A 22,677-nucleotide genomic window follows, 5' to 3' on the forward strand; every position below is an offset into this window, starting at 1 on the left:
CGTAAGCACATCTCGACGGAGGGACAAGCGATGAACAAGTTGAGGGAAGCCGCGGTCGTGCGGACTCGGTACCAGCGCCAGACTCCCGCCGCTCCGTCGACCATGATCGACTGGACCGTCGCCCAGCCCGGCCTCTGGGTCGGCCGCATCGGTCTCGACTTCGCCGGGCTCGTCGAGCTCGGCGCCGACGGCTACGTGGTAACCGACTGGCGCGGCGAGAAGCTCGGCACCCACGCTGCGCTCGAAGACGCGCAGCTCTCCCTCGAGCCGGCACAGCGTTCACTGCAGCGCGACCTGCAGGAGCGTGCCGCCGCCCGCACCAACGCCCTCCTGAGCTGCGCGCTCGTCGTCGGAACGCTGACCGTCGCCGGTGCGGTCGGGGCCTGGCTGGCACAGTCGGCGTGAGCGTCACCACCGACGAGCGCGGCGCATCGGGGTACTGGTACCCCGATGACGACCTCCGCGCCGTCGATGTCCTGAACGCGTTGCGCGCCTACCGCTCCGCGGAGTCCGCGATGCGCAAACGGACTCGCTCATCGATGGGGATGGGCGAGACCGATCTCAGCGCCCTGCGGTACCTTCTCGCCGAGGCGAGGGCCGGACGCACGGTCAGCCCTAAGGACCTCGCGGTGCGACTCGAGATCTCAACGGCATCCGTGTCGGTGCTGATCGACCGCCTCGAGAAGAGCGGCCATGTCGTCCGGCGACGTTCGCCGACCGACGGACGTGGAGTCATCGTCGAGGCGACTCCGTCCACGGAGGCCGAAGTGCGCGGCACTCTCGGGGCGATGCACGGTCGCATGCACGAGGTCGCGGACTCGATGACGCCCGAGGAGGCACGCGCCGTCGTGCACTTCCTCCGCCGCATGACCGCCGCGGTCGACTCGATCGACCCGCCCCATTCTGAGCGTTGACTGACCGCCAGGTGGTCTTAGGTTATTCCCGGTTTGGAATCGGGCTGTACGGCTACTGTGTGGGGCACGAACAAGACTGACGATCGGAGCTGTCATGAAGGGCAAGCTGGTTTTCGCCACCGGACTCGCGGTCGGCTATGTGCTGGGCACGCGCGCGGGTCGACGCCGCTACGAGCAGATCAAGGCGAGCGCGCAGAAGCTGTGGACGAGCGCGCCCGTCCAGAAGGGCGTCGAGCAGGTCCAGGGCTTCGTCGACGAGCACAGCCCCGACGTCCCGGCGGTTCTCGCCGACGGCGCGAAGAAGGTCATCGACAAGGTCGCCGAGTCGGCCTCGGGCAAGTCCGCGGCGCGCAAGGCGTCCTCGCAGACCCGCTCGACGACGACGCGACGCAGCTCCGGGGCGTCGGCGAACGACGCCGCGACCGAGTGAGGCACAGGTGACTGATACCGACGGCGCCGATGTGCGGAAGAAGTCGCTCGGCAAACTCATCGCCGATGTGCCCGGACTCGTCGGGCAGCTCATCCGCGACGAGATCGATCAGATCAAGAAGGAGCTCGTCAGCAAGCTGACAGCGCTCGGTATCGGGGTCGGGCTCTTCGCCGCGGCCGCGTTCCTCGGCTTCTTCCTGTTCGCGGTGCTCCTCGCCGCCGCGATCCTCGGACTCGCGGTGGTGTTCCCGGGCTGGCTCGCGGCGCTGATCGTCGCCGGAGCGCTGCTCGTCATCATCGTGATCCTCGTGCTCATCGGAGTCGCGCGCCTGAAGAAGGGCGTGCCGCCGGTTCCCGAGGAGACCATCAAGAGCGTGAAGAACGACGTGAGAGCGATCAAGGGGATGGGTAAGTATGACCACTGACGACCAGTCGCTGACCCACAAGGAACGGGCACTCGGCGAGATCCGCGACGACATCGAGACGACCCGCGAGAAGCTCGCGGCGACGCTCGACGCCATCGAGGACAAGCTCAATCTGCCCAAGCAGGCGCAGCAGGCAGCCGGCAAGCTCGGTGACCGTTTCCGCGACCTGCAGCGCGACAACCCCGTCGTGCTGTACGCCTCGGCGGCGATCGTGGCGCTCGGCACGGTCGGCGGAGTGCTCGTCTGGCGCATGGCCAGACGATGACGTCTCCTCGTTTTTGATCGCTGCTCCGGCGGGTGTGTAATGGAGGTCATGACGTCCACAGGCTTCGCCGTGTGGACGGTGTTCCATCGTGACCCGTCTACCCCATCCACCCCGGACGACGCACCCGCTCTCGAGACGCTCATCGCTTCTCTCGCCGAGCGCGGCGTCGTGACCCGGGGCTTCTACGACGTCTCCGGCCTTCGGGCCGACGCGGACATCATGGTCTGGCTCCACGGAGAAGACCCGGCCGCGCTGCAGGCCGCTATCCGCGAACTCCGGCGCTCGCCGATGCTCGCCGCCCACGGCGTGAGCTGGAGTGCCATGGGCGTGCACCGCGACGCGGAGTTCAACCGTTCGCACGTGCCCGGCTTCCTCCGCGGCGAGCACGCTCGGGAGTGGCTCACCGTCTACCCCTTCAACCGCTCGTACGACTGGTACGTGCTCCCCGAGGACGACCGCAAGCGCATGCTGATCGAGCACGGCCGCAAGGGCGCCGCGTACAAGTCGGTCGTCGCGAACACCGTCGCCGCGTTCGCGCTCGGCGACTACGAGTGGATCCTGCCGATGGAATCGGACTCTCTCACCGACCTCGTCGACATGATGCGGGAGCTGCGCGCCACCGACGCGCGTCTGCACGTGCGCGAGGAGATCCCCTTCTTCACCGGACGACGCATCGCCGTCGCCGAGATCGCCGAGGTGCTGTCGTGACCGGAGTCGTCCCTGCGGCCACCCCCGCCGCGGAGAACGGGCCCGAGCACGTCTCGGAGCCCACCGCCTACGACGCCATCCTCCTTGCGAGCTTCGGCGGGCCCGAGGGGCAGGATGATGTCATCCCGTTCCTGCGCAACGTGACCCGTGGCCGCGGCATCCCCGATGAGCGCCTCGAGGAGGTGGCCCACCACTACCGCGCGTTCGGCGGCGTGAGCCCGATCAACGATCAGAACCGCGAACTGAAGGCGGCGCTCGAGGCGGAGCTGGAGCGGCGCGGCATCGACCTGCCCGTCATCTGGGGCAACCGCAACTGGGACCCCTACCTCGCCGACGCTCTCCGCGACGCCGCCGGTGCGGGTCATCGCAAGCTCATCGCCATCGCGACCAGCGCGTACAGCTCCTACTCGAGCTGCCGCCAGTACCGCGAGGACTTCGCGATGGCGCTCGACGCGACCGGGCTCGACGGCACGCTGCAGATCGACAAGGTGCGGCAGTTCTTCGACCACCCGGGATTCGTGCAGCCGTTCATCGACGGAGTGCGCGACGGTCTCGACGAGGTGCAGCGCGCGGTGCCGGGCATCGATCTGGCGACCGAAGTGCGTCTGCTCTTCGCGACCCATTCCATCCCGAGCACCGATGCCGCCAAGTCCGGACCGGACTTCCGCGGCTTCGGCGAGGGCGGCGCGTACGCGGCCCAGCACCTCGCGGTCGCCGAGGTCGTCGCCGCGGAGTCCGGACGCGGTGTCCCGTGGGAGCTCGTCTACCAGTCGCGCAGCGGGCCGCCGAGCCAGCCCTGGCTCGAACCCGACATCAACGACCGCATCGAGGAGCTCGCGAAGGACGGCGTCCGCGCCGTCGTCATCGTTCCGATCGGGTTCGTCAGCGACCACATGGAGGTCAAGTGGGACCTCGACACCGAAGCGGTCGAGACCGCCGGTGAGCACGGCATGATCGCCGTCCGAGTCCCCACGCCGGGCACCCACGCCGCCTACGTCTCGGGCCTCGTCGACCTGGTTCTCGAACGCCGGGACGGGATCCCGGCCGCCGAGCGGCCCGCCGTCACCTCGCTCGGGCCGTGGTACGACGTGTGCCGGCCGGGGTGCTGCGAGAACGTGAGGCTCGGCTTCAAACCAGCCGTCGCCGGGTTGGCGCCGTGACCATTCGGGTCGGAACCCGGGGGAGCGCGCTCGCGCTCGCCCAGGCAGGTCACATCGCCGACCGGCTGGCCGAGGCCGCCGACGAGGAGGTCGTCCTCGTCCCGATCTCGAGCGAGGGCGACATCGACTCGTCGTCGCTGTCCGTGATCGGAGGACGCGGCGTGTTCGCGGGCGCCCTCCGCGAGGCGCTGCTGGCCGGACGGTGCGATGTGCTCGTGCATTCGCTGAAGGATCTGCCCACCGTCCCCGCTGAGGGGCTCGTCGTGGCGGCGGTTCCGGAGCGCGCCGACGCGCGGGACGTGCTCTGCGCGCGCGACGGCGCGACCCTCGACACGCTGCCCGCCGGCGCGCGGGTCGGCACGGGATCCCCCCGCCGGATCGCTCAGCTTCGCCGACGCCGTCCGGACCTCGAGATCGTCGACCTGCGCGGGAACGTCGACACCCGTCTGCTCCGCGCGAAGACCGGCGACCTCGACGCGGTGGTGCTCTCTCTCGCCGGACTCGAACGTCTCGGCCGCGCCGACGAGGTCACCGAGTACCTCGACCTCGACGCGTGGCCGACGGCCGCCGGTCAGGGGGCGCTCGCGATCGAGGTGCGCGAGGCCGATGCGGCGCACCTTCGCCCGCCGTTCCCCGAGCCGGGACCGGTCGGACGCGCGCTGCGCGGACTCTCCGACGCGACCTCCGAGCACTGCATCGCCGCCGAGCGCGATGTCCTCCGCGGGCTCGACGCGGGCTGCACCGCGCCGATCGGCGTCTCTGCGCGCATCATCGACGGCGAGTTGGCCCTGCACGCCGTCGTGTACGCACCCTCGGGCGAGGCCAACGTCGAGCACCGTGCCACCGCTCCCTTCGACTCCGACGACCTCTCCACCCTTCAGGACGCGGCAGCCGCGCTCGCCCGCGAGACCGTCACGGCGCTCCTCGATGACGGCGCCGCCGACCTCGCCCCGGTCGGTGCCGCATGACCCGCCGCGGACCACTGACCGGGTGGCGTGTCCTCGTCCCGCGCGGCGGACCATGGGGTCACGGCGTCGCCGCAGACCTCCGCCTGCGCGGCGCGACCCCGGTGGTCGCTCCGATGATCAACTTCGCCAGCACCGCCGATTCCGAGTCGCTGGTGCACGCACTCGACGAGCTGAAGGCCGGGCGCTTCGACTGGATGTCGGTGACCAGTGCCACCACGGTCGACGTGCTGTCGTCGCACCGGGTGGTCGTGCCCGACTCGACCCGTATCGCGGCGGTCGGCGAGACCACGGCGGCAGCGCTCGTCGCCGCCGGCTACCGGGTCGACTTCGTGCCGAGCCGCGACAATTCGGCCGCCGGTCTGCTGGCCGAATGGGATGAGGCGACCGGTGCCTCAGTTCCGCAGCGAATCCTGGCGCTGCGCTCCGATATCGCGAAGCCCGTGCTCACCGACGGCCTGCGGGCTGCGGGGCACGACGTCGAGTCGGTCATCGCCTACCGCACGGTGGGCGTTCCGGTCGATCCCGCGGTGATCCACGACATCGCGGCCGGAGCGTTCCGGGCGATCCTCGTCACCTCCGGAAGCGTGGCGACTCAGATCCACGAGCAGTTCGGCGAGATCCCCGAGGGCACCCTGGTCGCCTGCATCGGTCCGCGCACCGCGGCGGACGCGCGCAACGTGGGTCTGCGGGTCGACCTCGTCGCGGAGGAGCGCAGCGCCGAATCACTCATCGAAGCCCTCGTCGGCGTGGTCCGATCGGGCGCGGAAGAAGACCGATGATCCCCATCAGACCCCGCCGTCTGCGCAGCACTCCCGCGATGAGGGCGCTGACCGCCGAGACGCGACTGCACCGGTCGCGTCTCGTGCTGCCGATGTTCGTGCGCGAAGGCATCGACGAGCCCGTCGCGATCACCTCGATGCCGGGAGTGGTCCAGCACTCGCTCGACTCGGTGCGCCGCGCCGTCACCGAGGCCGCGGAAGCGGGCATCGGGGGCGTGATGCTGTTCGGCATCCCCGAGGAGAAGGACGCGGTGGGCTCCGGAGCCACCGACCCCGACGGCATCCTCAACGTCGCCACCCGTGTGGTGGCCGAAGAGGTCGGCGATGCGCTCGTCGTGCAGACCGACCTCTGCCTCGACGAATTCACCGACCACGGCCATTGCGGTGTTCTCGCCGCCGACGGGAGCGTCGACAACGACGCCACCCTCGAGCGGTACGCCGACATGGCCATCGCCCAGGCAGAGAGCGGCTCGCAGCTGCTCGGACTCAGCGGCATGATGGACGGCCAGGTCGCGGTCGTCCGCGCCGCGCTCGACGACGCCGGTCACAGCGGAGTCGCGGTGCTCGGATACGCCGCGAAGTACGCGTCGGCGTTCTACGGCCCGTTCCGCGAAGCGGTCGATTCGTCGCTGAAGGGCGACCGCCGCAGCTACCAGCTCGACCCCGGTAACGGGCGCGAGGGTCTGCGCGAGGCGCTGCTCGACATCGACGAGGGCGCCGACGTCGTCATGGTGAAGCCCGCGAGCCACTACCTCGACGTCCTCGCCGAGGTCGCGGCGGCGAGCGAGATCCCCGTGTGGGCCTACCAGGTGTCGGGCGAGTACGCGATGCTCGAAGCCGCGGCGGCCCACGGATGGATCACCCGTCGACCGGCGATCCTCGAGTCGCTGACCGCGATCTTCCGCGCCGGCGGCGATGTCGCCCTCACCTACTGGGCCGTCGAGGTCGCCCGCTGGTTGGACGAGCGATGACCGACGGCGCCCTCTTCGCCCGCGCGAAGCAGTCCATCCCCGGCGGGGTCAATTCACCGGTCCGTGCCTTCCGCTCGGTCGGCGGCGACCCCGTCTTCATCGCGAGCGCACGCGGCCCGTTCGTCTACGACACCGACGGCACGGAGTACGTCGACCTGGTCTGCTCGTGGGGGCCGATGATCCTCGGCCACGCGCATCCCGAGGTCGTCGACGCGGTGCAGACCGCCGCATCTCGAGGCTTGTCGTTCGGTGCTCCGACCCTCGCCGAGGTCGAGCTCGCCGAGCTCGTACGCGACCGCGTCTCGGCCGACGGCGCCCGACCGCTCGAGCGCATCCGGCTCGTCTCCACCGGCACCGAGGCGACCATGACGGCGATCCGCCTCGCCCGCGGCTACACCGGGCGCGACGTGATCATCAAGTTCGCCGGGCACTACCACGGGCATTCCGACGGGCTGCTCGCCGAGGCCGGCTCGGGCCTTGCGACTCTCGCGATCCCGGGGTCGGCCGGTGTCCCGGCGGACGTCGCCGCGCACACGCTGGTGATCCCGTACAACGACCTCGACGCCGTCGAGGCGGCCTTCGCCGCGCACGCCGGGCGGATCGCCGCGGTGATCGTGGAAGCCGCGTCGGCCAACATGGGGGTCGTGCCGCCGACGCCCGGCTTCAACGCGGCGCTCTCCCGCATCGCGCACGAGCATGGCGCCCTGCTCATCGTCGATGAAGTCCTCACCGGTTTCCGTGTGGGACCCGCCGGATGGTGGGGGTACGAGAACGCCGGGGCGCTGGCGTATCAGCCCGACATCGTCACCTACGGCAAGGTCATCGGCGGCGGGATGCCCCTCGCCGCGATCGCCGGTCGAGCCGACGTACTCGACCTGCTCGCCCCGCTCGGCCCCGTCTATCAGGCCGGCACCCTCTCGGGGAATCCGGTCGCGGTGGCCGCCGGGCTCACGACGCTGCGTCTCGCCGATGCCGACGTGTATCGACGGGTCGATTCCGCTGCCCAGCGGGTCGCGCAGGCGGCGTCGCGAGCGTTGGCCGCCGAGGGCGTCGCCCACGTCGTCCAGAACGCGGGCAGCCTCTTCAGCATCGTCTTCGCCGACGAGGCCGCCACCGATTACGACGCCGTGCGCGCGCAGGAGTCGTGGCGGTATCCGCCGTTCTTCCACTCGATGCTCGATCAGGGCGTCTCGCTGCCGCCGTCGGTGTTCGAGGCCTGGTTCCTCTCCGCCTCCCACGACGACGATGCGATCGGACGGATCGAAGCAGCGCTGCCCGCCGCTGCCCGCGCCGCAGCCGCCGCCGTCGCCCCCGTCGCGTAGTTCGAGCGGATGCGTGCGAGGGGCGCTCGCCGCGGAGCAGTCGCCGCCGGCGCGCTACTGCTGGTCGGGGTGCTCGCCGGCTGCGGGCCCGGCGGTAGCCCCTCGTCCTCCGCCGAGTCGGCGACCCCCTCCGCCGTGCCGCTCGAGGGCGATCGGGATGGCGACGGACAGCTGTCCGAGTTCGAGAAGCAGGTCCTCGCCCGGAACGCGCCGCGGGAGGTGGCGCTGGCGGACGGTACTGCCGCGACGGTGACCCCGGGCGAGCCACTACCGCAACCGGTCACGGACCAGATCGTGGCGGAGGCGCTGCCGGCGGTGGCCGAGGTCAGTTCGATCGATGAGTTCGAGTCCTTCGACGGGCGGAAGAAGCTCCGCGCTCTCGCCGACCGATATGCGGCGTTGCTCAGTCGCTCGGTCGTGATCGTCTACCCCGACAGGTCCGACTACTGGAACTGGGAAGTCTCGAGCGACGCCGGTGATGTGGCGGTGACGGGAATCAGCGGGACCAAGGACCGAGATGCAACTGTCGCGGCGGCTGCGGAATGGGTGGAGTCCGAGGACGCCTACCTCATCGTGGTCGGCTGAAGGCCGCTTGCGGTAGGGTCCCCGGCGATCGACGACCCGAGTATCTCGGATTGCGCATAGCGAGAGGGTTCGCGTGCAGGCCGCGCCTCCGCGCTAATGTGAACGTCGTTCACATCTCCGGCAGGCAGCGAGGACTCTCCGTGCGACCACTCCGCTACTCGATCAACGTCACGCTCGACGGTTCCGTCTCCCACGAGGTGGGGCTGCCGCCGGATGCGGAATCGATGAGGTACTGGGCCGAGCAGATGGACCGCGCCGACGCTCTCCTCTTCGGCCGCGTGACCTACCGGATGATGGAATCCGCGTGGCGGAAGCCCGCCGAGGGAGCATGGCCCGCGTGGATGAGCGACTGGCAGCTGCCGTTCGCCGAGGCCATCGACACGGCGAAGAAATACGTGTTCTCGAGCACGCTGCCCGCGGTCGACTGGAACGCCGAGCTGATTCGCGGGGACGTGCGGAGCGCCGTCGATGCGCTCAAACGGGAGCCGGGCGAAGCGATCTGGGTGGGCGGGGTGACCCTTCCGGTCGCACTGGCGGAGTGGGGACTCATCGACGAATACGAGTTCGTCGTGCATCCGGTGATCGCCGGACGCGGACCGTCCCTGCTCGGCGGGCTGCACGAGCAGATCCCGCTCGAACCGGTGGACCGGCGGGAGCTCGCGTCAGGCGTCGTGGTTCAGCGGTACCGGCCGGCCCGCCCCGTCGGCTGACGATCCCGTGAGGTCAGGTGCGGACGTCGATGACGACCCTGCCCGCGACCTTCCCCGCGAGGACCTCCCGGGCGACGGCGGCCGCCCGGTCGAGCGGTTCGGTGCGCGGCGCGATCCGGTCGATCGCGTCGGCATGCAGGGTCGCGAGATCGTTCCACGCCGCTTCCCGCCGCTCCCGTGGCGCATCGACCGAGTTGATACCCGCGAGGGTGACGCCGCGCAGGATGAACGGCATGACCGTGCCGGGGAGATCGGTGCCTCCTGCCATCCCGCAGGCGGCGACGACCCCGTCGTACCGGGTCTGGGCGAGGACGTTCACGAGCGTCGGCCCGCCGACCGAGTCGATCGCGCCCGCCCAGCGGCTCGCCTGAAGCGGCTTGCCCACCTCGGAGCCGATCGCCGAACGGTCGACGACCTCCGCCGCGCCGAGCGCGACGAGCGCGTCGCCGAGGCTGTCCGCGCGGCCGGTGACCGCGACGACGCGGTAGCCGCGCGCGGCGAGGAGGGCGATCGCGAACGATCCCACTCCACCGGCCGCCCCGGTCACGACGATGTCGCCGGAGTCGGGAGTCACTCCGTGCTCGACGAGGGAGCGCACCGACAGGGCGGCGGTGAAGCCCGCCGTTCCGATCGCGGCCGCCGCCCGGGCGGGGACGCCGTCGGGCAGTGACAGCGTGGCAGCGGCCGGCACCGCGGCGCGGGCGGCGAGTCCGCCGTCGGTGCGCTCGCCCAACCCCGCCCCGTTGACGACGACGATCTCGCCCTCACGGAAGCCGTGCGAGGCCTCCCGCACCCGGCCGACGACATCGATCCCGGGCGTCAGCGGATACTCGCGCAGGATGCCCGCACCGCCGGTGAGTGCGATCGCGTCCTTGTAGTTGATCGACGTGAAGAGCACATCCGTGTCGACGAACCCTTCCGGTGGATCGGCGGGTTCGCGCGTGCGCAGAATCGCCTCCGGTTTCGCGTCGGGCAGCGGCCTGTCCACGATGATCGCCCGATATCCCGTCGATGGATGCTTACCGCTCACGGTCCGGTTCCTCCTCGTCAGCACAGCATCATCGCCGCACCCGCTCAACGCTACGCGTCTCCCGTCGCGCGACACGAGTCCGAGGTGTCCGAGCGGTCGCTTACGATGTGCGGATGGTGGCTGGGGGGACGTACGTGCGCGGCCGTCCACGCACCGCGCCGATGCGCGCCGCCGGTGGCGGCCGGGTCGCCCCCGGCGCCGCGTCCGAGTCCGATCGTGCCCCGATCCGATGCGTCGAGACGGTCTGGCAACCGCCGCACCCGGTCGACCTGGCGATCGTCCTCGCGCCCCTCCGTCGCGGCACCGGCGACCCCACCATGCGGTGGGATCTCGATGGGACGAGCGGCCCCCGCGGGATCTGGCGCACGTTCCGCACGCCGAACGGGGCCGCCACCGCGCACTTCGCCCAGCGGCTGAGCGGCGAGATCCACGTCAGCGCCTGGGGCGACGGTGCCGAGTGGGTGGTCGGCCGGGTGCCCGAGCTCCTCGGTGGTGGCGACGACTGGTCAGACCTCGACGTCAGCGCGGTACCCATGCTCGCCGAGACGATGCGCCGCACTCCGGGGCTCCGTCTGCCTCGCGTCGGTCTCGTGCTCGAGATGATGATCCCGGCGATCATCGAGCAGCGCATCACCAGCCTCGAGGCGCGTCACTCGTGGCGCGTGCTGGTCAACGAGTTCGGTACTCCCGCTCCCGGACCTGTTCCCGTCGGTCTGCGCGTCGTGCCCGACGCCGCCACCTGGATCCGCATCCCCTCCTGGAAGTGGCATCGCGCGGGCGTCGACCCCAGTCGGTCCCGATCCTGCATTCGTGCCGCGCAGGTCGCCGCCGGCCTCGAGCGGACCCTCGACAGTCCGGGAGGTCCCGATGTCGAGCGGCGGATGCGCTCCGTGCCGGGAGTCGGCGTATGGACGGCGGCCGAGACGGCGCAGCGCTCGCACGGGGACGGCGACGCGGTCAGCGTCGGCGACTACCACGTGCACGACGTCGTCGGCTTCGCGCTGACGGGCGAGCGCGCCGACGACGACCGCATGCTCGAACTGCTCGAACCGTGGAAGGGCCACCGGCAGCGGGTGGTGCGGCTGATCTACGCGAGCGGCTTCCGCAAACCGCGCTTCGGGCCGCGGATGACGGTGCAGGACCACCGGTCGCACTGACGCGCACAGACGCGTACTGACGCGGTGGCCACGGGGTCAGCTCGGGCCGTAGACGAAGATGCGGTCCGGATCCCAGGCGGAGCGGGTCTCGTTGAGGCGGCTGAAGGCATCGGCGGGCCAGGCGCTCGCGAACTGCTGCGTCGAGGCGACGTGACCGAGGAAATTGATGTTCGTCTCCTCGGCGATCCACGGCAGGATGCCCGACACGATGTAGTCGGAGCTCTGCGGCAGTACCGTGTCGAACAGCTCGGGTAGCGGCACCCCGATCATCACGAGGGTGAAGGGTGCCGCGCCGCCGCCGACGGCGCTGTCGAGCGCCGCGCTGCGAGTGGCACCCGCCCCGATGTGCCGGATCTCGATGGCGATGAAGGGCACGTCCTTGCCCGCTCCGGCGCGGGAGAGCAGTGCGGTGACGAAGTCGTCGTCGATGTCGGCGAGCTGCATGCCGCGATCCCAGGCGGGGCCGGCCTGATCGGGATCGTCGTGGATCGAGCCGATCTCGGTGGTCGGCATGTCGCCGATGAGGTCGAGGAACGCGGGAGCCGCGGCGCGCATGGGCTGCAGGATGCGCTCACCCTCCGCCGAGTCGCCGACGAACGCGAAGCGCAGATGCAGGGCGAAGCGGCCGCGGAGGTTCTCGGGCACTTCGTCGATCGGGGGGAAGCGCAACAGTGCGACGGACGAGGTGACCGTGTCGGGCACCTCGTGCACCCATTCCACCCACGCGCGCAGCGCGTCCTCGATGTGATCGGTGTCGAAGAACAGGCCGCCGCCGTAGACATGGGTCAGCGGGATCAGTTCGAGGTCCATGTCGACCACGATCCCGAGCCCGCCCTTGCCGCCGCGCAGCGCCCAGAAGAGGTCGGGATGCTCGTCGGCCGTGGCCCGGACGAGCCGTCCGTCTGCGGTGACGACCGAGAAGCCGCGCACCCAGTCCGCGGTGAAACCATAGGTACGGGCGAGCGGGCCGAGACCGCCGCCCAGCGTGTAGCCGACCGCGCCGACGTTGGTCGACGATCCGGTGATCGGGGTCAGCCCTTGCCGAGCGGCGCGTTCGACCACGGCGCCCCATCGGGCTCCGGCACCGATCGTCGCGATCCTGCGTGCACCGTCGACGCTCACGCCCGACATCCGCCGCGTGGTGATGAGGACGCCGTCGGTGATCGGTGCGAAGGCGCCGTGACCCGTGGCTTGCACGAAGACGGGGAGCCGGTGCTGCGAGGCGAAGGTGACGGCGGCGAGCATGTCGTCGGCGGTCCGCGCGCCGACGACGACATCGGGGTCGTGCACGATGGCCGTGTTGAAGCAGGCCGCCTCTTCGGCGAGGCCCGAGTCGCCGCGGGCCAGTACGACCCCCGAGACGCCGGCGCGCAGCTCGGCGAGTTCGTCGAGGGTGATGGGCCGGCCCATATCGATGACCATAATCCGTCAATGATGCGCGCGGGCATGCGCATGGGGCAGTGTCGCGGCATCCTCCTAGGCGCTTCGGATGGAACTTGCCGAGTATTCGCTGACTGGGACGTGCGTCGGGGTGTCGTGGGACGGCCGCGCCGCCGATCCGAGGACCTAGGCTTCACCGCATGAGGGAAGCCGCCGAGGCCGGACGCGTTCCGGACGAGCTCGCCGAAGAAGCCGTCGCGACGGTCCGCCGTTGGCTCGGCGAGATCGGCGGCGAACCGCTGGATCCCGCCGCCGAACGGCTCGCGGGTGTCTTGAAGGACCCCGACGGACTCGACTTCACGTTGGGCTTCGTGGACGGAGTGGTGCGTCCCGAAGACGTGCGGGTCGCCGGCCGGAACTTCTATCGACTCGGAGACCGCGTCCCCGGATTCCTGCCGGCATGGCTGCGCGCCGCCGTCAAGGTGGGGTCGCTCGTCGCGCCGGTGCTGCCGTGGGTGGTCGTCCCGATCGCTCGTCGAGTGCTGCGCGGCATGGTGTCCCATCTGCTGGTCGACGCGCGCCCCGAGCGGCTCGGCGCGGGCATCGCCGCACTGCGCACCGACGGCGTCCGCCTGAACCTCAACCTGTTGGGCGAGGCGGTGCTCGGCGAGGGCGAATCGGAGCATCGGTTCGAGGGCACCAAGCGTCTGCTCGAGCGCGACGACGTCGACTACGTCTCCATCAAGGTGTCCTCCGTCGCGCCAGGACTCTCGATGTGGGCGTTCGACGACGAGGTCGCGCGGGTGGTCGAGCGACTGCTGCCGCTCTACCGCTTCGCCGCGTCGTCGCCGAACCCCAAGTTCATCAACCTCGACATGGAGGAGTACCGCGACCTCGACCTCACCCTCGCCGTGTTCACCCGACTGCTCGAGACCCCGGGCCTCGAGCGGCTGGAGGCGGGTGTGGTGCTGCAGGCCTACCTGCCGGACGCGTTCCCGGCCCTGCGGCGGGTGCAGGAGTGGGCTGCCGCTCGGGTGGCGCGCGGTGGCGCCCCCGTCAAGGTCCGCGTCGTGAAGGGCGCCAATCTGGCGATGGAGCGGGTGGACGCGGCCATCCACGGTTGGCCGCTCGCGACCTGGCCGTCGAAGGTCGAGACCGACGCGGCCTACCTGCGCATGCTCGACTGGGCGCTTGCACCCGAACGCACCGCGGCGGTGCGGATCGGCATCGCCGGTCACAACCTCTTCGACCTCGCGTGGGCGTGGGCGCTGGCCGGCCGCCGGGGCGTGACCGGCGACGTCGACATCGAGATGCTGCTCGGCATGGCGGCCGGAGGCGCATCCGCGGTGCGGCGCGAGGTCGGCCACGTGCTGCTCTACACCCCGGTCGTCGACCCCGCCGAGTTCGATGTCGCGATCGCGTACCTCGTGCGCCGGCTCGAAGAGAACGCGAGCGACGAGAACTTCATGTCCGTGGCATTCGAGCTCGGCGACTCGCCGGAGGCGTTCGAACGCGAGCGTCTCCGGTTCGTCGACGCCCTCGAGCTCGCCGCCGCCGACGTCGTCAGCACCAATCGGGTGCAGGACCGTCGCGCAGATCCGCGGCGCGACAGCGCTGCAGGGTTCGAGAACGAACCGGACACCGACCCGTCGACCGCGGGCAACCGCGAATGGGGCGGGGGCATCCGCCGCAGGGCGCTCTCCAGCGAGCTGGGACTCGAGACCCTGCGCGCCGCGCGGCTCGCCGACTCCGACGATCTCGACGCCGTCGTCGATCGCCTGGCCGACGCGGCCGACGAATGGGCGGAGCGGCCCGCACGCGAACGCGCCGCGGTACTCGATCGCGCGGCCGACGCGCTCGCCCGCGCCCGCGCGGACCTCATCGAGGTCGCCATGACCGAGACGGGCAAGACCATCGCCGAGGGCGACCCCGAGGTCAGCGAGGCGATCGACTTCGCCCGCTACTACGCCGAACTCGCCCGCGGCCTCGAGGGCATCGACGGCGCCCAGGCCCGGCCCGTCCGCGTCACGGCGGTCATCCCGCCGTGGAACTTCCCGATCTCGATCCCCGCGGGCGGTGTCCTCGCGGCGCTCGCCGCCGGAAGCGGGGTGCTGTTCAAGCCCGCTCCGGAGGCGCGACGCACGGGGGCTGTCGTGGCCGACGCGCTCTGGAGTGCCGGAGTACCCCGAGACCTGCTGGCATTCGTCGACCTCGACGAGCAGGAACTGGGGCGCCAGCTCATCGAGCATCCCCGCGTCGATCAGGTGCTGCTCACCGGCTCGTGGGACACGGCGGCGCTCTTCCACTCGTGGCGACCCAGCCTGCGACTCTTCGCCGAGACGAGCGGCAAGAACGCCATCGTCGTGACCCCGAGCGCGGATCTCGATCTCGCCGCCGCCGACGCCGTCCGATCGGCTTTCGGTCACGCGGGGCAGAAGTGCTCGGCCGCGAGCCTCGTCATCCTCGTCGGCTCGGTGGGGCGATCCCGTCGGTTCCTCGACCAGCTCGTCGACGCTGCCGCGTCGCTGCGCGTCGGTGTCCCGGAGGTCGCGACCACGCAGATGGGCCCGCTCGTGAACCCCGCCTCCGGCAAGTTGCTGCACGCCCTCACCACCCTGTCGCAGGGCGAGTCGTGGCTGCTCGAGCCGCGCAGGCTCGACGCCGAGGGCAGGATCTGGAGTCCCGGCATCCGCGACCGGGTCGCCGCCGACTCCGAGTTCCACCGCACCGAGTATTTCGGTCCGGTGCTGGGGATCATGCGCGCCGCGACCCTCGAGCAGGCCATCGAACTGCAGAACGCCGTGCCGTACGGCCTGACGGCAGGCCTGCACTCGCTCGACGCCGCCGAGATCGCCGAGTGGCTCGAGTCGGTCGAGGCCGGCAACCTCTACCTGAACCGCGGTATCACCGGCGCCATCGTCGCCCGGCAGCCGTTCGGTGGGTGGAAGCGCTCGTCCGTCGGAGGTGGAGGCAAGGCGGGAGGACCCAACGCGCTGCTCCGGCTGCTCGATTGGGAGTCCGATCCCGTGCAGCCGGGCAAGGACATCGCGCTCAGCGGCATCGGCGAGCGGGTCGCCGCCCTCATCGACGCGGCGACGGGCGATCTTCCTTACGAGGGCTTCGAGTTCGTCCGCGCCGCCGCGCGCAGCGACGAGAAGGCGTGGAACGAGGAGTTCGGGGTCGCCCGTGAACTCGCCCACCTCGGCGTCGAACGCAACGTCTTCCGCTACCGCCCCGCCCGAGTCGTCCTGCGGCTGGCGTCCGACGGAAGCGCCTCGGAGCTGATCCGACTCCTCGCGGCCGGCACGCGTGTGCGGGCGGGCATGACGGTGTCGACTGATCGGGCGTTGTCCGAGACGCTGTCCGGCCTGCTCGAGCGGCGAGGCGTCTCCGTGACGGTGGAGGCGGATCAGGCGTTCCTCGACCGCCTCCGCGCAGGGGATTTCGCGGGCGAGCGGATCCGCCTCGTGGGCGGCGACCCCGTGCTGGTGCACGACGCGCTCCGCGACGACCCCGACGCCGTGGTCTATTCCGGCGAGGTGACGGCGTCCGGACGAATCGAGACGCTGCCGTTCCTCCTCGAGCAGGCGATCTCGATGACGGCTCACCGCTTCGGCAACCCCGACCACCTGACGGACGGGCTCGTCTGACTCTGCTCAGGTGCCGCGTGAGACCAGCTTCGACAGCACGATCGCGCTGCGCGTGTGGTCGACGTTCGGCGCCACCCGCACCCGTTCGAGGGCAAGTTCGAGGCTCGGAATGTCGCGGCTGCGCATCCGCACGATCGCGTCGGCGCTGCCCGTGACCGTTCCGGCGTCGATGACCTCGGGCACCGCCTGCAGAATGCGCTTCAGCTCGGCGGGCGCCACGGTGCCGCGACAGAACAGCTCGACGTAGGCCTCGGTGCTCTGCCCCTCGACCTCGGGGTCGACCTGGATGGTGAACGAGCGGATCACCCCCGTCGCCACGAGCCGGTCGACGCGGCGTTTGACGGCGGATGGCGAGAGGCCGACGACGGCGCCGATGTCGCCGTACGCGGAGCGCGCGTTGAGCCGGAGGAGGTCGAGGATGCGGTGGTCGATGTTGTCCACGCGCTGAGCGTACGCGCGTTCGTTGCCTTTCGTACGATTCTGCGCAGCATACGTGCGCTTCGCGACGCAATGGCGCGCGATGCGTTCTGCATGATGTCAAGGGACGCCTGAGGAGGGCCGATGACGATCACCGAGAGCGCGGCGCTCGCAACGCCGCATCGACGGCCGCTGCGCCGCACCTACTTGATGTGCGAGCCGAGCCACTTCACCGTCGACTACCGGATCAACCCCTGGATGCATCCGAGCGAGCCGACCGACACCGCCCTCGCGCTCGAGCAGTGGCGGAGCCTGCGACAGGTGTTCCTGTCGCTCGGCCACCAGGTCGAACTGATCGAGCCCGCGGCCGGACTCCCCGACATGGTCTACGCGGCCAACGGCGGCTTCACCCTCGGCGGGGTCGCCTACTCGGCACGCTTCGCGCATGCCGAACGCGCCGACGAAGGCCCGCTCTACGCGTCCTGGTTCGCGGACAACGGCTTCGAGGTCGCCGACGCGACCGAGATCAACGAGGGCGAGGGCGACTTCCTGCTCGTCGGTGACGTGATCCTCGCCGGCCACGGCTTCCGCAGCAGCACCCGCTCGCACGACGAGGTGGCCCAGGTCTTCGGACGCGAGGTCGTCGCTCTCGAATTGGTCGATCCGCGGTTCTATCATCTCGACACCGCGATCGCGGTGCTCGATCCCGTGACACCGGCCTCCGGTGAGGCGAACATCGCCTACCTGCCCGGCGCCTTCAGCGACGCGAGCAGACGCATCCTCGAAGAGCGCTATCCCGACGCGATCCTGGTCTCCGACGAGGACGCCGTCTGGCTCGGGCTCAACTCGATCAGCGACGGCTACAACGTCGTCATCGCCTCGCGAGCCACCGGCTTCGAGGCGCAACTGCGCGCCCGCGGCTACAACCCGATCGGCGTCGACCTGTCCGAGCTGCTCAAGGGCGGAGGGGGAGTCAAGTGCTGCACGCTGGAACTGCGCCGGTGACCGGTTCGAGCCCGCTGGCGCGCAACTACTCGCCGCTTCCCGTTACGATCGCCGACGGATCCGGAGCCTGGGTGACCGACGGCGATGGTCGCCGTTACCTCGACTTCCTCGCCGCCTACTCCGCGGTGAACTTCGGTCACGGGCACCCCGCGCTCATCGCGGCCGCGCAGGAGCAGCTGCAGCGCATCACCCTCACCAGCCGGGCCTTCGACAACGACCGTCTACTGCCCTTCGCCGAGGCGCTGACGTCACTGGCCGGCAAACAGATGATGCTCCCGATGAACACCGGCGCCGAGGCGGTCGAATCGGGCATCAAGGTCGCCCGGGCGTGGGGGTACCGGATGAAGGGCGTCGCCCCCGACCGCGCCGAGATCATCGTCGCCGCGGGCAACTTCCACGGCCGTACGACCACCATCGTCGGCTTCAGCGACGACCCGCAGGCCCGCGACGACTTCGGACCGTTCGCGCCCGGGTTCCGCACCGTGCCCTACGGCGACATCGACGCCCTCCGATCGGCTATCGGCGAGAACACTGTCGCGGTGCTCATCGAACCGATCCAGGGAGAAGCGGGCGTCGTGATCCCGCCCGAGGGCTACCTCCGTGCCGTGCGCGAGACGTGCACTCGCAACGACGTGCTGTTCATCGCCGACGAGATCCAGTCCGGTCTGGGCCGCACAGGAGCGACGTTCGAGTGCGACAACGCCGGAGTCGTCCCCGACGTCTACCTGCTCGGCAAGGCGCTCGGCGGCGGCATCGTGCCCGTCTCGGCCGTCGTCGCCGACGAGGCGGTGCTCGGAGTGCTCCGGCCTGGGGAGCACGGGTCGACCTTCGGCGGCAACCCGCTCGCCGCCTCGGTCGGGCTCGCCGTCGTCCGGCTGCTCGAGACCGGCGAGTACCAGGACCGGGCACGTCACCTCGGCGAGCTGCTCGGCGACCGTCTGCGCAGCCTCGTCGGGCGCGGCGTCACCGCCGTCCGCAGTCGCGGACTGTGGGCGGGGGCCGACATCGATCCGGCGCTCGGCACCGGCCGGGAGGTCGCCGAGGACATGCTGGCTCGCGGCGTGCTCGTGAAGGACACCCACGGGCAGACGCTGCGGTTCGCGCCGCCCCTCGTCATCGGGCAGGACGACCTCGAGTGGGCGCTCGACCGCTTCGATCAGGTCCTCGCCGCCCGCCGGAACTCCGTGCCCTCGGCGTCCCACGACGGCCGCTGAGAGGGTTCTGAGGCGAAACACCGCCGCAACACGCCCTGGCTAGAGTCGCTCCATGGGAGACCTCTTCGACGGATATGCGACCCGATCCGCTCCGCAGAAGGTTCCGCCCCGCCGTCCCGCGTGGGACGAGATGTTCCCCGACACCACCTCGTCGCATCTCACCGCCGCGGCCCGGTCGCCGTACCGCGAGATCCACTCGGCGCTGTCGCGGATGACGCAGGAGGAGCTGCGCGGGCGCACCGATGCGCTGGCGTCGAGCTACCTCGCGCAGGGCGTCACCTTCGACTTCGCCGGCGAGGAGCGGCCGTTCCCCCTCGACGCGGTGCCGCGGGTGATCGACCAGGCGGAATGGACGCGGGTCGAGGCGGGCATCAAGCAGCGGGTCCTCGCGCTCGAGGCGTTCCTCGCCGATGTGTACGGACCTCAGCGCGCTGTGCTCGACGGAGTGATCCCCGCCTCGCTGATCAGCTCCTCGTCGAACTACCACCGCGAGGCGGCAGGCGTGGTGCCGCCGAACGGGGTGCGCATCCAGGTCTCCGGCATCGACCTCATCCGTGACGAAGCCGGCGAGTGGCGGGTGCTCGAGGACAACGTCCGCGTGCCGAGCGGTGTCAGCTACGTCATCTCGAACCGCCGTGTGATGGCGCAGACCCTGCCCGAACTGTTCGTCTCCATGCGGGTGCGTCCGGTCGGCGACTACCCCCACCGACTGCTCCAGGCGCTCCGGGCGAGCGCCCCGGCCGGGGTCGACGACCCGACGGTGGTCGTGCTCACACCGGGCGTGTTCAACTCGGCCTATTTCGAGCACACCCTTCTGGCGCGTCTGATGGGTGTCGAGCTGGTCGAAGGGCGCGACCTGTTCTGCTCGGGCGGACGCGTATGGATGCGCACCACCGCCGGGCCGACCCGCGTCGATGTGATCTACCGTCGGGTCGACGACGAGTTCCTCGACCCGCTGCAGTTCCGTGCGGACTCGATGCTCGGCTCGCCCGGCCTCATGCTCGCCGCGCGCCTCGGCAACGTCACCATCGCGAACGCGGTGGGCAACGGCGTCGCCGACGACAAGCTGGTCTACACGTACCTGCCCGACCTCATCCGCTACTACCTCGGCGAGGACGCCATCCTGCCGAACGTCGACACCTGGCGGCTCGAGGACCCGGGAGCACTCGAGGAGGTCCTCGACCGTCTCGACGAGCTCGTCGTGAAGCCGGTCGACAGCTCGGGCGGCAAGGGCCTCGTCGTCGGGCCCGCTGCGTCGGCCCGCGAGCTCGACGACCTGCGCACCCGGCTGAAGGCCGACCCTCGCGGGTGGATCGCCCAGCCGGTGGTCCAGCTGTCGACCATTCCGACGCTCGTCGAGGACGGCATGCGTCCGCGGCACGCCGATCTGCGCCCGTTCGCGGTGAACGACGGCCGCGACGTCTGGGTGTTGCCCGGCGGTCTCACGCGCGTGGCTCTGCCGGAGGGGCAGCTGGTGGTGAACTCGAGCCAGGGCGGCGGCAGCAAGGACACCTGGGTCGTCGGCCACGCACCGCTGTACAGCGGCGGCGCCCGGAGCGTGCAGAACCTGGTCGCGGGCCAGGCCGCTCCGACGAGTTCGATCCCGATCATCCGCGAGCACGCCCCCGACCACTCGCCCCTCGACCGCCCTCGGGACCGCGGCGAACAGCAACAACAGCAACAACAGTCCGCCAAATCCGATATTGCGGGCACAGACGCACGTTCCGGCGTGCCTACAAGCCCGGAACGTGCGTTCTCAGACCAGACAACCACAGGGGAGGAGAGCTGATGCTCAGCCGCATCGCCGAGAGCCTCTTCTGGATCGGCCGCTACATCGAACGTGGTGACGGCACCGCCCGCATCCTCGACGTGCACCTGCAGCTCCTTCTCGAGGATCCATGGATCGAGGAGGACGTCGCCTGCCGTTCGCTGATGTCGGTGATGGGCAGCTCCGCCGCCGACGACAGGGCGCTCACCCGCCAGGACGTGCTCGCGATCCTCGCCGTCGACCGCACCCACCCGGCCTCGATCGCCTACTCACTGGGAGCGGCGCGGGAGAACGCGCGGCGGGCTCGCGAGATCGTCTCCTCCGAGCTGTGGGAGTGCCTCAACACGACGAGGGCTCGTATGCCGCGCCGGGTATCGAGCGAGAAGGTGCACGAGTTCTTCGGCTGGATCCGCGAACGCGCGGCGCTCGCCGTGGGGATCATCGAGTCGCAGACGAGCCGTGACGAGACCTGGCAGTTCTTCACACTCGGTCGCAGCATCGAACGCGCGGACATGACCGCGCGCCTGCTGGCCACCCGGTCGCTGACCGAGGCGAGCGGCCCGAGTTGGACGACGATCCTGCGCTCCTGCGGCGCCTACGAGGCGTACCTGCGCACCTACCGTGGAGTCCCGTCCGCGCGGAACGCGGCCGAGTTCCTCCTGCTCGACCGACTCTTCCCGCGCTCCGTGCTGTTCTCGGTGGCGCGAGCGGAAGAGTGCCTGCGGCAGCTCGAACCGCGCAGCGAGCGGGTGGGCGTCTCGGATCAGGCCCAGCGCGAGCTCGGCCAGATCCGCAGCCTGCTGGAGTACCGGCCCATCGCCGAGATCCTCGAGGACCTGCCGGGCTACATGGACGCGGTGCAGACGGCGACGTCATCGGCGTCCGAAGCGATTCGGCAGCGCTACTTCCCAACCCATGCCGACCCGATCTGGACAGGGGAGAGCGCAACATGAAGCGTCTGCGGATCCGGCACCAGACCGGCTTCTCCTACGAGGGCGAGGTCACCGCGTCGTACAACGAGGCGCGGATGCTCCCGGCGAACTCCGACGGTCAGTTCGTGCTGCACTCGCAGCTGGAGATCTCTCCACTGTCGTCGCAGCACGGGTACGTCGACTACTGGGGAACGAGGGTCAGCTCGTTCGAGATCCTCACCCCTCACCGCGACCTGTCCCTCACGGCGACGAGTCTCGTCGAGGTGCGCGAGCGCGAACATTCCGCGACCGGCATCTCATGGGAGGAGCTGCCCGAACTCGCCGCATCGCAGGTGCAGTACATCGAGCAGACCCGACAGACCACGCTGACGCAGCCGCCGGACGACGTCGTCGAACTCGCGCGACGCATCGCGGCGGAGACGAGCGGCCCGTGCGAGGCGGCGGAAGCGATCGCCCGGGCGGTCGGCGAGTCGATGGAGTACATGCAGGGCGTCACCGGCGTGCACTCGACGGCGAGGGAGGCCTGGGCCGAGCGCAAGGGCGTCTGCCAGGACATCACTCATGTGGCGCTCGGCGCTCTTCGCAGCCTCGGCATTCCCGCCCGCTACGTGTCGGGCTACCTGCACCCGAAGCCCGACGCGGAGGTCGGCGAGACGGTGACGGGCGAGTCGCACGCGTGGATCGAGTGGTTCTGCGGCGACTGGCACGCGTGGGATCCGACCAACCTGATCCCGATCGGCGATCGTCATGTGCTGGTGGGTCGAGGGCGCGACTACAAGGATGTCGCCCCGCTACGCGGCGTCTACGCGGGGCCGTTCCGTTCGGATCTGTTCGTGCGGGTCGAGATCACCCGCGAATCCTGACGGCCGCGCCCCGTGGCGGGTGCAG

The 22,677-nt window shown here is 70.5% G+C and carries 23 protein-coding genes; 20 read left to right on the forward strand and 3 right to left on the reverse strand.

What is annotated here, in order from left to right; genetic code table 11:
- Positions 1-30: 30 nt before the first annotated feature.
- The 13 genes from NGH83_RS00305 (at position 31) to NGH83_RS00365 (ending at position 9,236) form a co-directional block, all read left to right on the forward strand.
- Positions 31-405 (forward strand): hypothetical protein, encoded by a 375-nt coding sequence (locus tag NGH83_RS00305; RefSeq protein WP_251857108.1) that lies wholly within the window; start codon positions 31-33, stop codon positions 403-405.
- Positions 402-914, forward strand: coding sequence for a MarR family winged helix-turn-helix transcriptional regulator (locus tag NGH83_RS00310; RefSeq protein ID WP_251857109.1), 513 nt, complete (start codon positions 402-404; stop codon positions 912-914). The genes NGH83_RS00305 and NGH83_RS00310 overlap by 4 nt, the downstream gene beginning before the upstream one ends.
- A 94-nt stretch (positions 915-1,008) precedes the next feature.
- Entirely contained in the window at positions 1,009-1,344 is a 336-nt protein-coding gene (locus tag NGH83_RS00315; protein WP_251857110.1) for a YtxH domain-containing protein, read from the forward strand.
- A 7-nt stretch (positions 1,345-1,351) separates the two neighbouring features.
- Positions 1,352-1,768: a phage holin family protein gene (locus NGH83_RS00320; RefSeq protein WP_251857111.1), complete on the forward strand. Its 417-nt coding sequence runs from the start codon at positions 1,352-1,354 to the stop codon at positions 1,766-1,768.
- Positions 1,758-2,033 carry a DUF3618 domain-containing protein gene (locus NGH83_RS00325; RefSeq protein ID WP_251857112.1) on the forward strand — a complete coding sequence of 92 codons (276 nt, stop codon included), beginning with the start codon at positions 1,758-1,760 and terminating at the stop codon, positions 2,031-2,033. Before NGH83_RS00320 ends, NGH83_RS00325 begins: the two co-directional genes overlap by 11 nt.
- 48 nt (positions 2,034-2,081) lie before the next feature.
- Complete coding sequence (gene hemQ, locus NGH83_RS00330; protein WP_371872704.1) at positions 2,082-2,741, forward strand: hydrogen peroxide-dependent heme synthase; 660 nt, start codon at positions 2,082-2,084, stop codon at positions 2,739-2,741.
- Positions 2,738-3,901: a ferrochelatase gene (locus NGH83_RS00335; protein ID WP_251857114.1), complete on the forward strand. Its 1,164-nt coding sequence runs from the start codon at positions 2,738-2,740 to the stop codon at positions 3,899-3,901. The genes hemQ and NGH83_RS00335 overlap by 4 nt, the downstream gene beginning before the upstream one ends.
- The gene (hemC, locus tag NGH83_RS00340) at positions 3,898-4,869 is read left to right on the forward strand and encodes a hydroxymethylbilane synthase (protein WP_251857115.1); all 972 of its coding nucleotides are present in this window, start codon (positions 3,898-3,900) and stop codon (positions 4,867-4,869) included. The genes NGH83_RS00335 and hemC overlap by 4 nt, the downstream gene beginning before the upstream one ends.
- Entirely contained in the window at positions 4,866-5,648 is a 783-nt protein-coding gene (locus NGH83_RS00345) for a uroporphyrinogen-III synthase (protein WP_251857116.1), read from the forward strand. Before hemC ends, NGH83_RS00345 begins: the two co-directional genes overlap by 4 nt.
- The gene (gene hemB / locus NGH83_RS00350) at positions 5,645-6,619 is read left to right on the forward strand and encodes a porphobilinogen synthase (RefSeq protein ID WP_251857117.1); all 975 of its coding nucleotides are present in this window, start codon (positions 5,645-5,647) and stop codon (positions 6,617-6,619) included. The genes NGH83_RS00345 and hemB overlap by 4 nt, the downstream gene beginning before the upstream one ends.
- Positions 6,616-7,941 (forward strand): glutamate-1-semialdehyde 2,1-aminomutase, encoded by a 1,326-nt coding sequence (hemL, locus tag NGH83_RS00355; protein ID WP_251857118.1) that lies wholly within the window; start codon positions 6,616-6,618, stop codon positions 7,939-7,941. Before hemB ends, hemL begins: the two co-directional genes overlap by 4 nt.
- 9 nt (positions 7,942-7,950) lie before the next feature.
- Positions 7,951-8,526, forward strand: a complete 576-nt coding sequence (locus NGH83_RS00360) for a hypothetical protein (RefSeq protein ID WP_251857119.1) — start codon at positions 7,951-7,953, stop codon at positions 8,524-8,526.
- A 140-nt stretch (positions 8,527-8,666) separates the two neighbouring features.
- A complete protein-coding gene (locus NGH83_RS00365; protein ID WP_251857120.1) occupies positions 8,667-9,236 on the forward strand; it encodes a dihydrofolate reductase family protein in 570 nt (189 codons plus the stop codon).
- 13 nt (positions 9,237-9,249) lie between these two features.
- Here the strand turns inward: NGH83_RS00365 and NGH83_RS00370 are convergent, their stop codons facing one another.
- Positions 9,250-10,266: an acryloyl-CoA reductase gene (locus NGH83_RS00370; RefSeq protein ID WP_251857121.1), complete on the reverse strand. Its 1,017-nt coding sequence runs from the start codon at positions 10,264-10,266 to the stop codon at positions 9,250-9,252.
- A 113-nt stretch (positions 10,267-10,379) separates the two neighbouring features.
- Here NGH83_RS00370 and NGH83_RS00375 point away from each other — a divergent pair, with 113 nt between their 5' ends.
- A complete protein-coding gene (locus NGH83_RS00375; RefSeq protein WP_251857122.1) occupies positions 10,380-11,423 on the forward strand; it encodes a DNA-3-methyladenine glycosylase in 1,044 nt (347 codons plus the stop codon).
- A gap of 36 nt (positions 11,424-11,459) precedes the next feature.
- On the opposite strand, the gene NGH83_RS00380 is transcribed toward NGH83_RS00375, so the two are convergent.
- Positions 11,460-12,833: an FAD-binding oxidoreductase gene (locus tag NGH83_RS00380; protein ID WP_251857123.1), complete on the reverse strand. Its 1,374-nt coding sequence runs from the start codon at positions 12,831-12,833 to the stop codon at positions 11,460-11,462.
- Between the two features lie 170 nt (positions 12,834-13,003).
- Between NGH83_RS00380 and NGH83_RS00385 the strand changes: the two genes are divergently transcribed.
- Positions 13,004-16,453 (forward strand): bifunctional proline dehydrogenase/L-glutamate gamma-semialdehyde dehydrogenase, encoded by a 3,450-nt coding sequence (locus tag NGH83_RS00385; protein WP_251857124.1) that lies wholly within the window; start codon positions 13,004-13,006, stop codon positions 16,451-16,453.
- A gap of 6 nt (positions 16,454-16,459) precedes the next feature.
- On the opposite strand, the gene NGH83_RS00390 is transcribed toward NGH83_RS00385, so the two are convergent.
- Complete coding sequence (locus NGH83_RS00390; protein WP_251857125.1) at positions 16,460-16,894, reverse strand: Lrp/AsnC family transcriptional regulator; 435 nt, start codon at positions 16,892-16,894, stop codon at positions 16,460-16,462.
- A gap of 120 nt (positions 16,895-17,014) precedes the next feature.
- On the opposite strand from NGH83_RS00390, the gene ddaH reads away from it, so the two are divergent.
- Genes ddaH through NGH83_RS00415 form a run of 5 tightly spaced genes read left to right on the forward strand, consistent with a single transcriptional unit; the run spans position 17,015 to position 22,652 of the window.
- Positions 17,015-17,875: a dimethylargininase gene (gene ddaH, locus NGH83_RS00395; RefSeq protein ID WP_251857126.1), complete on the forward strand. Its 861-nt coding sequence runs from the start codon at positions 17,015-17,017 to the stop codon at positions 17,873-17,875.
- On the forward strand, positions 17,872-19,089 hold the full coding sequence (rocD, locus tag NGH83_RS00400; RefSeq protein WP_305881789.1) for an ornithine--oxo-acid transaminase: 1,218 nt from the start codon (positions 17,872-17,874) through the stop codon (positions 19,087-19,089). Before ddaH ends, rocD begins: the two co-directional genes overlap by 4 nt.
- A 52-nt stretch (positions 19,090-19,141) precedes the next feature.
- On the forward strand, positions 19,142-20,878 hold the full coding sequence (locus NGH83_RS00405) for a circularly permuted type 2 ATP-grasp protein (protein WP_251857128.1): 1,737 nt from the start codon (positions 19,142-19,144) through the stop codon (positions 20,876-20,878).
- Positions 20,878-21,810, forward strand: a complete 933-nt coding sequence (locus NGH83_RS00410) for an alpha-E domain-containing protein (RefSeq protein ID WP_251857129.1) — start codon at positions 20,878-20,880, stop codon at positions 21,808-21,810. The genes NGH83_RS00405 and NGH83_RS00410 overlap by 1 nt, the downstream gene beginning before the upstream one ends.
- The gene (locus tag NGH83_RS00415; protein ID WP_251857130.1) at positions 21,807-22,652 is read left to right on the forward strand and encodes a transglutaminase family protein; all 846 of its coding nucleotides are present in this window, start codon (positions 21,807-21,809) and stop codon (positions 22,650-22,652) included. Before NGH83_RS00410 ends, NGH83_RS00415 begins: the two co-directional genes overlap by 4 nt.
- The last annotated feature ends 25 nt before the right edge of the window (positions 22,653-22,677 follow it).

This window comes from Herbiconiux sp. L3-i23, from assembly GCF_023734115.1.
GTDB lineage: Bacteria > Actinomycetota > Actinomycetes > Actinomycetales > Microbacteriaceae > Naasia.